This is a genomic window from Mesorhizobium sp. CA6 (assembly GCF_020165035.1).
GTDB lineage: Bacteria > Pseudomonadota > Alphaproteobacteria > Rhizobiales > Rhizobiaceae > Mesorhizobium.
The window spans coordinates 276,431-289,114 of record NZ_JAIUHI010000003.1 but is presented as its reverse complement, the minus strand read 5'-3'; the positions used below and the strand labels follow the sequence as shown (position 1 = coordinate 289,114).

Annotated in this window: 13 protein-coding genes; 10 read left to right on the top strand and 3 right to left on the bottom strand. The window is 64.4% G+C overall.

The window, feature by feature from the left end; translation table 11 throughout:
* Window positions 1-75: 75 nt before the first annotated feature.
* The 3 genes from LB526_RS05815 to LB526_RS05805 all read left to right on the top strand — a co-directional run bounded on the left by LB526_RS05815 (window position 76) and on the right by LB526_RS05805 (window position 3,591).
* A complete protein-coding gene (locus tag LB526_RS05815) occupies window positions 76-1,863 on the top strand; it encodes a tetratricopeptide repeat protein (RefSeq protein WP_224626758.1) in 1,788 nt (595 codons plus the stop codon).
* 172 nt (window positions 1,864-2,035) lie between these two features.
* A complete protein-coding gene (locus LB526_RS05810; protein WP_224626939.1) occupies window positions 2,036-2,839 on the top strand; it encodes an alpha/beta fold hydrolase in 804 nt (267 codons plus the stop codon).
* A 134-nt stretch (window positions 2,840-2,973) separates the two neighbouring features.
* On the top strand, window positions 2,974-3,591 hold the full coding sequence (locus LB526_RS05805; RefSeq protein ID WP_095766446.1) for a hypothetical protein: 618 nt from the start codon (window positions 2,974-2,976) through the stop codon (window positions 3,589-3,591).
* Here the strand turns inward: LB526_RS05805 and LB526_RS05800 are convergent.
* Window positions 3,581-4,516, bottom strand: coding sequence for a metallophosphoesterase family protein (locus tag LB526_RS05800; protein WP_224603604.1), 936 nt, complete (start codon window positions 4,514-4,516; stop codon window positions 3,581-3,583). The two genes, LB526_RS05805 and LB526_RS05800, sit on opposite strands and share 11 nt — an antisense overlap.
* Window positions 4,517-4,680: 164 nt before the next feature.
* On the opposite strand from LB526_RS05800, the gene LB526_RS05795 reads away from it, so the two are divergent.
* On the top strand, window positions 4,681-5,184 hold the full coding sequence (locus tag LB526_RS05795) for an NUDIX domain-containing protein (protein ID WP_095766444.1): 504 nt from the start codon (window positions 4,681-4,683) through the stop codon (window positions 5,182-5,184).
* Here LB526_RS05795 and LB526_RS05790 read toward each other — a convergent pair whose 3' ends face one another.
* Complete coding sequence (locus LB526_RS05790) at window positions 5,185-6,165, bottom strand: glutathione S-transferase family protein (protein ID WP_224626755.1); 981 nt, start codon at window positions 6,163-6,165, stop codon at window positions 5,185-5,187. It lies immediately after the preceding gene.
* A 326-nt stretch (window positions 6,166-6,491) separates the two neighbouring features.
* Between LB526_RS05790 and LB526_RS05785 the strand changes: the two genes are divergently transcribed.
* The 6 genes from LB526_RS05785 (at window position 6,492) to LB526_RS05760 (ending at window position 11,236) form a co-directional block, all read left to right on the top strand.
* Window positions 6,492-7,097 carry a GNAT family N-acetyltransferase gene (locus LB526_RS05785; RefSeq protein ID WP_224626753.1) on the top strand — a complete coding sequence of 202 codons (606 nt, stop codon included), beginning with the start codon at window positions 6,492-6,494 and terminating at the stop codon, window positions 7,095-7,097.
* 26 nt (window positions 7,098-7,123) lie between these two features.
* Complete coding sequence (locus tag LB526_RS05780; RefSeq protein WP_224603597.1) at window positions 7,124-7,885, top strand: 3-hydroxyacyl-CoA dehydrogenase; 762 nt, start codon at window positions 7,124-7,126, stop codon at window positions 7,883-7,885.
* 6 nt (window positions 7,886-7,891) lie between these two features.
* Window positions 7,892-9,079: a CaiB/BaiF CoA transferase family protein gene (locus LB526_RS05775; RefSeq protein WP_224626750.1), complete on the top strand. Its 1,188-nt coding sequence runs from the start codon at window positions 7,892-7,894 to the stop codon at window positions 9,077-9,079.
* A 36-nt stretch (window positions 9,080-9,115) separates the two neighbouring features.
* Window positions 9,116-9,886, top strand: a complete 771-nt coding sequence (locus LB526_RS05770; RefSeq protein ID WP_224626746.1) for a HugZ family protein — start codon at window positions 9,116-9,118, stop codon at window positions 9,884-9,886.
* A gap of 158 nt (window positions 9,887-10,044) precedes the next feature.
* Complete coding sequence (locus LB526_RS05765) at window positions 10,045-10,383, top strand: ArsR/SmtB family transcription factor (protein ID WP_095766438.1); 339 nt, start codon at window positions 10,045-10,047, stop codon at window positions 10,381-10,383.
* A gap of 55 nt (window positions 10,384-10,438) precedes the next feature.
* On the top strand, window positions 10,439-11,236 hold the full coding sequence (locus LB526_RS05760; protein WP_140838820.1) for a TrmH family RNA methyltransferase: 798 nt from the start codon (window positions 10,439-10,441) through the stop codon (window positions 11,234-11,236).
* 180 nt (window positions 11,237-11,416) lie between these two features.
* Here the strand turns inward: LB526_RS05760 and LB526_RS05755 are convergent, their stop codons facing one another.
* Window positions 11,417-12,559 (bottom strand): hypothetical protein, encoded by a 1,143-nt coding sequence (locus LB526_RS05755; protein WP_140838822.1) that lies wholly within the window; start codon window positions 12,557-12,559, stop codon window positions 11,417-11,419.
* Window positions 12,560-12,684 lie beyond the last annotated feature (125 nt).

The following is a 12,684-nucleotide window of genomic DNA, read 5'->3' as shown; positions in this document are numbered from 1 at the left end:
GAAGCATCCTTGTGCGCCGGCGCGAGCGCTATATTATCGCTCCCTAACCTGTGCCGACTTCGAAAGGTTCGACACTTGGAGCATGCCCCGCCTGCCGCCCCCGCAGTGCGCGAGACATTGGAGCGACTGCTTGCCAGCGAAACGTTCGGACGATCCGAGCGTGCCCGCAGGCTATTACGCTATCTGGTTGAACGCGAGCAGGCCGGCGAGGCGGACAGGCTGAAAGGCGTTTCCATCGCCATGGACGTCTTCGGCAAGGACGGCGATTTCGACGCCTCCACCGATGCCGTGGTCAGGGTCCAGGCCGGTCGTCTGCGCGAGCTCCTGGACCAGTATTTCGCCAATGAAGGTGTCGCCGAGCCGGTGCGCATCGCAATCCCGCGCGGCGGTTATGTCCCGTCCTACGAGCCGAATGCGATCCGCCTGCCCGGCGACGCCAGGTCCGCCTCCAAAACCGTCGCGCAGCGGTCCGACGCTTTGGCCGAAGCCGCTCAGGCCGCACCCGAACATCTCGACGCCTCTGCCGCGGGCGAACCTGCAGCGCTGATGGCGCCGGCAGCACCCGCCCAGTCGCTCACGCGGCAATTGCGGTTCTTCTGGGCTGCCATGGCTCTGGTCATTGTCATGCTCGGCGTGCTCATCGTGCGTCAAGGCAATGCCTTCCTCAACGGCGGCGACACTGCCGCGACAGCCGAAACGGCGCGCCTGGCCGGCACCGCCCAGTCCCGATTCGACTCCCTGCCGCTGATCTACATCGCCGTCAAAGCAGATGGAGCGGAGGCGGCTCGCGTCGCGTCGTCGCTGCGCGCCGGGCTCGCGGGTTTCGACACCATCGATTTCATCGGGCGCGATGCGGATTCGACGCGTGATCGGTCCGCCGATCCGATCAGTTTCGTTTTCGAAATCGTTCCCGGGCCTGCTGCCGGCGACGTCACGGTGGAGTTGCAGAGCGTCGCGACCGGGCGGGTTCTCCTGTCGCGCAACCTTACATCGGCCGAGAGCGCCCCTGGCGCGGTTGAAGGCAACGTCGCCAGCCTTCTCACCTCGACCGTTCCCGCTTCCGGCGCTATCTACAGCTACATCGATCAGAGCGACATCCGGACCAGCCAGATCGGGTGCCTGGTGCTCGACGACCGCTATTATCTCGACATGAGCGCCCAGACGCACGAAATTGCGTATCGCTGCCTGGAGAAGCTGGTCAGCGAAGGCACCAAATCGTCGCTTGTCTACGCGGAGCTGGCCGCGCTTCATGTGGAAGCCGTCACCGCGCACTATGCCTATCCACCGGAAGCGACGCTCGAAAAGGCCATGTCGCTTGCCCACCGCGCCGTCCAGATGGGGCCGATGAGCCCGCATGCGCATCGCGCCTTTGGCTACCTCAACTCGCGTCTCGGCAACACGGACGAAGCGATCCGATTAATGCGAAAGGCTTACGAACTCAACCCGTACGACCTCGGCATGGCCGCCGCCTATGGCTACGGCCTGATCTTCGCCGGCAAATATGATGAGGGAACGCCGATCCTGGACCACGCGGTCGAAGCCTTCAGCGGCCATCCAACCTGGTGGGATTATGGCCTTTTCGTCGGAGCCTTCATGCAGGGCGATATGAAAAAGGCCGCGCTCGCCAGCGAGTCGCTGCGCACGACGGCATCAAAGTCGCATTACCTGGCCGCGCGCCTGATCGGCGCCAGGATTTCGGGACGCGTCAAGCTGGCGGGTGAGCTTGCCAACGAGCTCACCGCCGAATTCCCGAAGTTCGCCGCCGACCCGCGCGCGACATTCGTCGATCGCAAATACCCCCCGGATCTCACGGATCGGCTGGTTCAATCCTTGCGAGCCGCCGGGATCGGCAACCCGAGCTAATCCAACTCTCCATACTCATTTGGGCCACACGAATGCCGGAGCACCAAAGTATGACGCATCGAGCGCCTGACGGGGCGCTGCGGTCGCGAAAATTTTACTGGCCATCAATCCGGTTCGGGAGCAATTCAGCCACAATTTGAAGCTCCTGCCTTGTTCACCGCCCCATTTTTTCATGCGTCCATTCCCTTATGCGGTCGAAAGCGGCGCCCGTCCGAGGACGATCGTGCTTCTGCACGGCTTCGGAGCCTGTGGTGAGATCTGGCGTGACGTCGCGGCCTCACTGGCGGCGCGGGCGAGAGTGTTGGCCTATGATCTACCGGGCCATGGACAGTCCCTGGAAAGCGAAGGCCTGGGCGGCGCCAAGCCAGCCGCGCGAGCCATCCTCGCCGATCTGGCCGCCCGCCGGTTGGGTAAGGTCCATCTCGTCGGTCACTCAATGGGCGGCGCGGTCGCCACATCGATGGCGCTTGCCGACCCCGACAGGGTGGCCTCGCTTACGCTGTTGGCGCCCGGCGGTTTTGGCCCGGAAATCAACGCAGCCTTGCTGCACCGCTACGCCGCCGCGGCCGGCAGGAACCAGGTCCGCGCCAGCCTTGCCGCCATGTCGGGTCCGCGCAGCGTGCCGCCTGATCACGTGGTGGATGCACTCTGCCGGATGCGCACCCGACCGGGCCAGTTGCAGACCCTGATCGATATGGCGGCCGCGATGACGAGGGATGACCGGCAAGGGATCATCCCCCGCGCGCAGTTGGATACGCTTGACATGCCGGTCATGGTCGTTTGGGGAGCGGAGGATCCGCTGCTGCGGATTGAGCAGGCCGAGGCGCTGCCGTCGCATTTCCATCTGCATCATGTCCTTGACGCAGGTCACATGCTGGTCGAGGAAGCTCCTGACCTGATCGCCGAAATCGTGCGTCGCAACGTGCGGCGGCGCGGCAGACGGTTGCATCCACCGCTGGACGCTTCGGCGAGTTGATCTCTCCCGGACCGATCTCGAAACGTCCCTTACCCGCTTTCGCCGGACCGCGGCAGTCGCGTGGTTCGTCGTCGGCAGTGCATTTTGCCGGCGACTGTGGTAACTCGCTGTTAACCAACAGTGAGGCAGCCGCCATGACGGATGCAGGCGACAAAATCACCCCGATCGAACCGTCGCGAAAGCTCGCCGATGCCGTACGCGACGTCAAGAACGCCTTTGCCGACCGCGATGACGTGGTCGTCGACATGCGCGAGGCGCACCGCATGCGACTCGATCTTCTGGCGAGCGAGCTTGCCCCGGTCTTTGCCGATGTCCCGGCCGACATGGACAGCTTCGACTTCGCCGTCTCGTCCGGCCTGCAGCCGCGGCTATGGATCGATGCGGTGAGCCATGTCGCCATGGGACGCGACCGCCGCACCTATCGCTTCCTCAGGGATACGCGCGTCGGCCGCGTGGTGCTGGCCGAATCGACCGAGATGAAAGCCGTTGCCGATGCGGTGATGCGCTACGTGGCCGAGCGTGTCGTCGAGCGGCAGCGCATGATGGAAGGGAGCGTGGAGAGCGCCGTTCGCGGCCTGCATCGCCCCGTGGTCCAGGAAGCGGAGCCGCCCATCCGATCCGAAAGCGGCCGCAATGGCTGGACGACCTTCTTCGCCGGCCTCGGCCTGATCGCCGCAGGCGCCCTTGTCGGCCTGGCGGTTTCGCTGGCGTTGTTTTGGGACCGCATCATGCAGATGAAGATCAGCTTCTGACGAGCTGGCGCGCCGTGCCGGCGGGCACATCGAGGTCGATGGCCTGCAGGTCGGCAGGCGGCAGGGCTGGTCCCGTCAGGCCGCGCCGGATCAGGCGAAGACGCCAGTCGCCCTTTTCACCGTCGATTTCGAAGATGTTGTATTGCGCCGGCGGGTGTTTGCCGCCGGGCGCCTGGCCCGCGGCGGCAACCCCGACCACGGGCACCTTGGCGCCCCGTGCGCCGATGGTGAACAGTGACGGCAGATGCGAATGCCCGTGCAGGACGAGTTCAGCGCCATGACGGCGAATGACCTTGTGAAAGCGAGTGATGCCGAACAGCCGCTTATGCTGCGGGACGGCACCGCGCACCGGAGGGTGGTGGATCATGATGGCGCGGAACAGCCCTTGCTCCGCGGCATCGTCGAGGATCTTGGCGAGCCGCTCGGCCTGCCCTTCCATGAAGAAGCCGTTGGCCATGAAGGGCGCGGTGGCGCGCGCCGTGGTGACCCCGATCAGCGCTACATTGCCGCGCACACGCAGATACGGAAAGGAATTGCGGTCGACCGGGCTATTGACGCCGTCGCCCGTCATCCAGGGAGCCCACGACCGGCAGACCTTGTCGAAGGCGCCCGGCACATAGGCGTCGTGATTGCCGGGGACCACGGAAACGTCATTTGGCGATCCAAGCGTCTCCAGCCAGTGCTTGGCCATCTCGATCTCGCCATCGAGCGCCAGGTTGACGAGGTCGCCCGTGACGGCCAGGTGATCGGGCGCGCCGGCCTTGATGTCGGCGACGATGGTGTCGATCACCGAGTCATGCATATGGCGGCGGCGATTGCGCTGCCAGTTGACGTAGCCCAGCACGCGCTTGGAGGCGAGGTCGCGATAGGTTACATCGGGCAGCGGTCCCAGATGAGCATCGGAAATATGCGCGAGCCTGAACATGGCCCCTTCTTAAGCGACGCCGACGAGGCTTTCCACTCACCGTTTGCTGTTCGCCCAAGCAAGTTCCGCAAAAGTGTCCCACGGTTTTGGGCCCAGAACCTGCGAAAAACAAGGAAAGCCAGGCAGATGTTCGTGGGGCAACCCATCTGCTTCGGGATCGTTGAATGAACCGCCCGGCCGATCCTGACGCGGCATTCCGCCAGACCGGCTGGCCGGGGTTGCGGGCAAGGCTGTTCCATTTCTACTTCCTGCTGCGCCGCCCGATGACGCTTGGCGTGCGCGGGCTGGTCTATGACCGTGCCTCCAACTCAGTCTTCCTGATCCGCCACACCTATGTTCCCGGTTGGCAATTGCCGGGCGGCGGGGTCGAGGTGGGCGAGACCCTTGAGGAAGCGCTGGCGCGCGAACTGGCCGAGGAAGGCAACATCGCTCTGACTGCGCCGCCGGTGCTGAAGTCGATGCATTTCAACCATCGCCCCAGCAAGCGCGACCATGTCGGCCTTTATCTGATCGAAGCCTTCTACCAGACGGCGCCGAAACTGCCTGACCACGAGATCGCCGAAGCGGGTTTCTTTCCGCTCGACCGCCTGCCGGAGGGCACGACGCCGGCGACGCTGCAGCGGATAGCGGAGATTTTTGGCGGCGAGCGTAACTCGGCTTACTGGTAATCAAGCCGCCTTCCTGAACCTGTTCCGGTCATGCGGCGCGGCATAATCAAGCTCCGGCCCTGCCGGAATGATCCCCGTCGGGTTGATCGATCTGTGGCTGCCGTAATAATGCGCCTTGATGTGATGCAGGCTGACCGTGCCCGCGACGCCGGGCACCTGATAGAGATCGCGCAAATAGTTCGACAGGTTCGGATAGTCGGCGATGCGGCGCAGGTTGCATTTGAAGTGGCCGACATAGACCGGATCGAAACGAACCAGCGTCGTGAACAGCCGCCAGTCGGCCTCGGTGATGCGTTCGCCGGTCAGAAAGCGCTGCTGCGAAAGCCGCTCTTCGATCGTATCAAGCGCTAAGAACAATTCGCCGAACGCTTCCTCATAGGCTTTCTGCGTGGTGGCGAAGCCGGCGCGATAGACGCCGTTGTTGATTGCCGGATAGACCAGCGCATTGATCCTGTCGATCTCCGCGCGTAGCGCCGCCGGATAGAAGTCGAGACCGGCGTCGCCCCATTCGTCGAAGGCGGAATTGAGCATGCGGATGATCTCGGAGGACTCATTGTTGACGATGGTCTCTTGCCTTTTGTCCCACAGCACCGGCACCGTCACGCGGCCTGAATATGCCGGATCGGCCTTGGCATAGACCTGGTGCAGAAAATCGAGGCCGTAGAGCGTGTCGCCCGTGGCGCCGTCCTCAGCTTTGAAGGTCCATCCGTTCTCCCCCATGAAATGGTGCACCACGGAGACGGAGATGATGCCCTCCAGCTTCTTCAGGACGCGAAAGATCAGTGTGCGATGCGCCCATGGGCAGGCGAGCGACACATAGAGGTGATAACGGCCAGGTTCCGCCTTGAAGCCGCGCGTGCGCCCTTGCGCGCCGTCGCGCGTGATCCAGTCGCGCCATTGCGATTCCGTTCGCACGAACCGGCCGCCGCTGTCGGTGTTGGGCGTGCGATCCTGCCATCTGCCTTCAATCAGCAATCCCATGCGAAAAATCTCCCTGCGGCTCGATATTATCTAGGTTGATGACCGCGCTGGCGAAGCCCTCAGCGGATGAACAGTTCGTCAAACGACGAACCAGTTCGTCAAATGACCAACCGCTCCGGGGACGGATAAGTTCGTCATGGACGCAAAGAAAGCCTGAAAGCACCGATTGCAGCGGCCCAAAATTGATGCTAGCGGAGGCGCCCATGTTCGACTTTGCCTCGATCCGGTTCGACCGACGACGAAAGGGCGCCCGCGCTTAAGAAGCGTTGACTGGCGAACGCTGCCGCTTTGCAGCAGACCTTCCTCGATACCGGAACGCAAAGACCATGAGCCTTGCCGACGTGAAATACCTGCCGGAGACTCCGGCGCATGACCCTGAAATCGAAGCCATCAACGACGAGGCCTTCGGTCCGGGTCGTTTCGTGCTTGCCGCCTACAAGATCCGCGAGTCGGGAGGACATGACCGCTCGATGTCCTTCGTCGCCGTCAAGGACGGCACGGTCATCGCTTCGGTGCGCATGACGCGCGTGGCAGCGGGCGCCGGACGCGCTATGATGCTCGGCCCGCTTGCGGTGCGCCCCGCCTACAAGAATCTCGGCATCGGCCGCAAGCTGGTCGCGATCGCGCTGGAGGCGGCCAGGAAGGCCGGTGCGCCTGCCGTCATTCTGGTTGGTGACGAACCATATTATGGACCGCTTGGCTTCAAGCGCTTCCCGCGCGGACAGATCACCATGCCGCGCCCGGTCGATCTCGACCGGCTGCTGTATCACGAGATCAAGCCGGGGGCGGTCGCCCGCTTTGCCGGCGATGTCTGTCACGCCAACATGACGAGGGTTGCGGAACTTGTCCCGGCCCTGGCGCGGTCGGCCGCTACCGGGCAGGCATCTGTCGACCCGCCTGTTGCTGTTGCGCCTCCTTTGCGCGCTTCGTAGCATAATCCGGTCCCTGGGAGGCCTGCATGAACCCGAACGGCCAGATCGCGATCGTCACCGGCGGCGGGTCGGGCCTTGGCGAGGCGACGGCGCGCGCCTTGGCGGCCAAGGGCGCCCGCGTCGCCATCCTCGACGTGGGCATCGAGCGCGCGGCGAAAGTTGCAGCCGAGATCGGCGGCGTTGCCGTCCAATGCGATGTCGGCAGCGGCGACCGCGCTACGGCCGCGATCGCCGAAGTGGCTGAAAAGCTTGGGCAGCCGCGCATCCTGATCAATTGCGCCGGCATTGCCATCGGCATGAAGACGATCGGCAAGGACGGACCGCATCCGCTCGACCAGTATCGCAAGGTGATCGAGATCAACCTGATCGGCACCTTCAACATGATCCGCCTCGTTGCCGACCGGGCGGCGAAACTCGAACCGCTTGCCGGCGGCGAGCGCGGCGTCATCGTCAACACCGCATCCGTCGCCGCCTATGACGGCCAGATCGGGCAGGCCGCCTATGCGGCTTCCAAGGGCGGCGTCGTCGGCATGACGCTGCCTGTGGCCCGCGATCTGGCGCGATCCGGCATTCGCGTCTGCACCATCGCGCCCGGCATCTTCAAGACGCCGATGATGGCCGGCATGCCGCAGGAAGTGCAGGATTCGCTCGGCGCTTCCGTGCCCTTCCCGCCGCGGCTCGGCGAGCCGTCCGAATATGCGTCGCTTGCGCTCCACGTCGTCGAGAACCAGATGCTGAACGGCGAGACCATCCGCCTCGACGGCGCTATCCGCATGGCGCCGAAATAAGCGGGGATGTCTGGCTCGCCGACAGGCGCCGGTGCTTCCACCGGAAAGACCGGGCCGCTCGCCGGCCTGAAAGTGATCGAGATGGCCGGGCTTGGCCCGGTGCCGCTTGCCGCCCTGATGCTGTCCGAAATGGGCGCCGAGGTGCTGCGCATCGAACGCGCCGATGCCGGCCAGCCGCTTCTGAGCCTGCCCGAACAATACGATCTCGACCGCCACGGCCGTTCCATCCTCAAGCTCGACCTGAAGAGCCCGGCGGGCGCCGACCTGCTGCTGCGCCTTGCGGCAGGGGCCGACTTGCTTGTCGAAGGCTTCCGCCCCGGCGTGATGGAGCGGCTCGGCCTCGGGCCGGATGCCGTTCTGCAGCGCAATCCGGCGCTGATCTATGGCCGCTTGACCGGATTCGGACAGGACGGGCCGCTGTCCGGGCGAGCCGGGCACGACATCACCTATCTCGCCTATGCGGGCCTCTTGCATGCGATTGGCAGGCAGGACGCGCCGCCGGTGCCACCGCTCAACCTCGTCGCGGATCAAGGCGGCGGCGCCATGATGCTGATCGCCAGCGTGCTCGCCGCTCTCTTCCGGCATTCGCGCAGCGGAACGGGCCAGGTGGTCGATGCCTCGATCATCGAGGGAGCCTCGATGCTCGCCGCACCCATCCACGCCTACATGGCGGCGGGTCTCTGGAGCGACAGGCGCGGCGACAACCTGCTCGATTCCGGCGCGCCTTTCTACGATACATATGAGACGGCTGACGCAAGGCACATTGCCGTCGGCTGCCTCGAGCCGCGCTTCTTCGCCGAATTCGCCAGGCTGCTGCCGCTCGACGGGCATTTTGTCGGCAGCCAGTTCGACAAGTCGTCGTGGCCCGCGATGCGCGCCGCCATTGCCGGCCGGATCAAGGAGAAGACGCGCGACGAATGGGCCACGCTTTTCGCCGTGACCGACGCTTGCGTGGCGCCCGTGCTGTCCCTGGTCGAAGCCAGGAACCATCCGCACAGCCGCGCCAGGAAAAGCTTTGTGAAGTCCGGCGAGCTCGACCGCCCGGCGCCGGCGCCGCGTTTCTCGCAAAACCCGCAGACGCTTGCCGCGGCGCCGGACGTCGCCGATCGCGAGCCTGCGGACATATTGAGCCGTTTTGGGTTGAACGAAGACGAAATCGCAGCCCTTGCAAAGGCGGGTGTACTCGGCCGATAACCGGAGAGCAGAAATCAACTTATCTCGGGTGAACCTGTGACCGAACCGAAAAAGGACGTCATTCGCGAGACCGACGCCGAGGCGATCAGGCTCGCGAAAACCCTGATCCGCGCAGCACGTTTCGGCGCGCTCGCGGCGATCGAGCTCGGCACCGGCGCGCCGCTGGCAAGCAGGGTTGGCGTCGCCACCGACATCGACGGCGCGCCGCTGATCCTGATCTCGATGCTGTCCGCCCACACCGGTGCGTTGCTCGCGGATCCGCGCTGTTCGCTGTTGCTTGGCGAACCCGGCAAGGGCGATCCGCTGGCGCATCCGCGCATCAGCCTGGCATGCCGGGCCCTGCGGCTGGAGCGGGGATCTGCCGATCAGATCCGAGCCGAACGCCGCTATCTCAACCGCAATCCGAAGGCGAAGCTCTATGCCGGGCTCGGCGACTTCTCGTTCTTCCGGCTCGAGCCCGAGCGCGCCAGCCTGAATGGCGGCTTCGGCAAGGCCTTTCTTCTCGACCGTGATGATTTCATCACCGATCCCGCCCTTATCGAGGAGTTCGCCGGCAGCGAGCAGGCCGCACTCGATCACATGAATACCGACCATCGCGACGCGCTTGCCCTTTACGCCCGTCATTTCGGCCGCGCCGAAGACGGCGGCTGGATCGTCACCGGTTTCGACCCCGATGGCATGGATCTCGCCGTCGCCGATGCGACCTGCAGGGTTTTCTTTCCCCGGCCTTTGCAAAGCGCGCGCGAATTGCGTTCGGTGCTCGTCGAGATGGCCAGGGCGGGACGCGCGGCCGAGCAAGAGCGATAGTTGATCGCGCGCCGGCAAAAGCAACGCTTGAGATTTAGATGAAATGATCTACCTTTGTAGTGGCGCTGATTCAGCAGCGCCTAGCGACATCTGAACATCGTGGAATCAGGCGCCATTGCCCCCTGGCGTCTGGATGAGCCAGGACCCTTGGGGGATCTATGATCTCAAATAAGCTAATCGCCAATGCGGAATCGGCGGCCGCCTTTCTCACGCTCATGGGCAACGAAAAGCGCTTGCTGATCATGGCTCACCTGATCGACGATGAAATGTCGGTCGGCGCCATCGCCGAGAAGGTGCAACTCAGCCAGTCCGCGCTGTCGCAGCATCTCGCCAAGCTGAGGGCGCTCGATCTCGTCGAGACCCGGCGCGACCGCCAGATGATTTACTATTCCTGCAAATCCGAGGCGGTGCGCGAATTGCTGCGCATGCTGGAAGGCATTTTCGGCGACGGCGACCTTTCACAGATGGCCTATCGGTTGCGCCGCGCCGGGGCTTGACCCGCGCCATCCAAAGCCCCTTACCTCGCTGGCAATTTTTGCCGACGAGATTTGCATGAACCTCATCTCCATCGACGATCCTCGGGACCCACGCGTCGCCGCCTATCTCGACATCCGCGAGCGCGACCTCGTCGGCCGGCATGGCCGCTTCGTCGCCGAAGGCAAGGTCGTGCTGGACCTTCTTCTGTCGAGCGGACGCTTCGCCGCCGAGTCTGCCCTCATCCTCGAAAACAGGCTGGCTGGCGTGCAGGAGATCTTGCGCAAGGCGCCCGCGGGTTTTCCGGTCCATGTCGCCGCCGGCGAGGTCATGGACCGGATCGCCGGCTTCCACATGCACCGCGGCATCCTGGCGATCGGCTTGCGCGGCGATCCGACGCCCGCCGAGATTCTGGTGGAAACCTTGCCCCGGCGTGCCTTGGCCGTCGTCCTGGTCGGCATATCCAATCACGATAATATGGGCGCGATCTTCCGCAATGCGGCGGCCTTCGGCGCGGACGCGGTGCTGCTCGACCAGACGTGCTGCGATCCGCTCTACCGCAAGGCAATCCGTGTTTCCGTCGGTGCGGCGCTGAAGGTTCCCTTCGCGTCATTCGGCGACACCGGAACGTTCACCGCGACCCTCGATCGGCTTGGCTTCGCCCAGTTCGCACTATCGCCACGCGGAAACGTCGACATCCGCGCCGCGGAGCGATCGGCGCGCCTGGCGCTTTACCTCGGCACCGAAGGCGAAGGCCTGCCGCGGGATCTGCTTGCCCGGTTGCATACGGTGAAGATCGCCATGGCGGAAGGTTTCGACAGCCTGAACGTCGCCGCCGCGTCGGCCATCGCCCTGCATCACTTTTCAAACCGCTAGCGGTCCCGACCTGAGAGCCCGAACAGCTGCAACGCTTTGAGGTGTATTGAGATTCAGGTCAGGCCGAGTCGAAAATGGTGGCTTCCGAGAACCGGAGCGGAGCGTACTTAAAGTACGTGAGCACCGGAAGCGCAGGAAGCCGGCATTTGCAGGCCGGCCTCACCTGAATACCAACACACCTCAGTTGGACGGGCCGGCCTTCTGCAACGCCCTGACACGATCGGCAAGGCTGACGCCGCGCCCGTTCTGCTGCCCCTCGCCCGCCAGCGCCTTGGCGATAGGCGAATCCGGCCCGTCGAGCTTCATCGTCAGATTGACCACCTCGGCTGCCAGCTCGTTCATTTGTTCGCGGAGGCCGGCGCCGGAGCGTGCGTCGCCCGCTGATTCGGGCATTGCCGTCCCCGTGGCGGCGGCAAGATCGGTCTTCAGCCGCTTGTTCTCGCGCGCCAGCGCCGTCAGCCTCGCCTCCAGCCGTTCCCGATCGCCCTCGAGCCTGGCGATTGCCTTATCGACATCGTCGCCTTTCGTGTCCGTTCCGGCAGCCAGCCGCGCAACGCCGTTTGCAGCGCTCTCCTTCGAACGTTCGCGCATTCGGGCGAGATCCTTCTCGCGGCGGTCGAGCTTTTCCTCGCGGTCGGCAAGCGTCGCGAGCAGCCGCTCGACCTTCTTGTCGAGCTCGGCCGTTTTCTTCTTCTCCGCCTTCAGCGCTTCGCGCGCGGCCTTGCTCTCGGACGCGACCTCCTGATTGCGTCGGTCCGCCTCCCTGCGCTGGCCTTTGAGCAACGCGATGTCACTGGCCAGCTTTTCCAGCTCCGATTCGCGGGCAACCAGCTCGATCTGCCGATTCGAGGACGAGAAGCTGGCGTCGTCATACATCTGCTCGAGCTTCTGCAACTCCAGCGCGCGCTTCTCCAGCGCCCGCTCCGTCTGCGCGTGCTTCTCCGCCAGGCGGTGCAACTCTTCCTCGCGCTGCCTGAGCTCCGCATTCTTGGCCTGCAGGTCGGAAAGCGCCTGATTCTTGTCCTTTCTTTCAACCGCGAGCCCCTTCAAAGCCTCGTTCGCGCGGCCGATCTCCACCAGCTGCTCAGCGACCTTTTCCTGAAGGTTCTTGACGGTTATCTCCAGCCGGCGCGTCGTCATGGCATATTCCGCCCGCACCCGGTCCTTGTCCGCCTGAATTTCGGCCGGCGTCAGCGGCAGCGAAGCCTCAAGGCGCCTGCGCGTCAGGACAACGGCCCGCCGCCAGACCGCCGGCGCGACCAGCGACGCCAGAAAAACGGCGCAAAGGAAACCGAGTACGAAGAACAGAACCGACTGGACCAAGGCGTGCTATCCACTTTACGGCGCGGCTATCGCTGGATTGTGCCAGCTTGGCATGGCGGAAATTCAACGCGGCGGCAAGAGCTTGCCGCGGCGCGATCAGCACTGTCCGAGCGATCGTAGCGAGC

Excerpts from the sequence above, each read along its gene's own strand:
- LB526_RS05810 (WP_224626939.1), top strand. The coding sequence starts at position 2,036 with ATGCGTCCATTCCCTTATGCGGTCGAAAGCGGCGCCCGTCCGAGGACG.
- LB526_RS05805 (WP_095766446.1), top strand. The coding sequence starts at position 2,974 with ATGACGGATGCAGGCGACAAAATCACCCCGATCGAACCGTCGCGAAAG.
- LB526_RS05800 (WP_224603604.1), bottom strand. The coding sequence starts at position 4,516 with ATGTTCAGGCTCGCGCATATTTCCGATGCTCATCTGGGACCGCTGCCC.
- LB526_RS05795 (WP_095766444.1), top strand. The coding sequence starts at position 4,681 with ATGAACCGCCCGGCCGATCCTGACGCGGCATTCCGCCAGACCGGCTGG.
- LB526_RS05790 (WP_224626755.1), bottom strand. The coding sequence starts at position 6,165 with ATGGGATTGCTGATTGAAGGCAGATGGCAGGATCGCACGCCCAACACC.
- LB526_RS05785 (WP_224626753.1), top strand. The coding sequence starts at position 6,492 with ATGAGCCTTGCCGACGTGAAATACCTGCCGGAGACTCCGGCGCATGAC.
- LB526_RS05780 (WP_224603597.1), top strand. The coding sequence starts at position 7,124 with ATGAACCCGAACGGCCAGATCGCGATCGTCACCGGCGGCGGGTCGGGC.
- LB526_RS05775 (WP_224626750.1), top strand. The coding sequence starts at position 7,892 with ATGTCTGGCTCGCCGACAGGCGCCGGTGCTTCCACCGGAAAGACCGGG.
- LB526_RS05765 (WP_095766438.1), top strand. The coding sequence starts at position 10,045 with ATGATCTCAAATAAGCTAATCGCCAATGCGGAATCGGCGGCCGCCTTT.
- LB526_RS05760 (WP_140838820.1), top strand. The coding sequence starts at position 10,439 with ATGAACCTCATCTCCATCGACGATCCTCGGGACCCACGCGTCGCCGCC.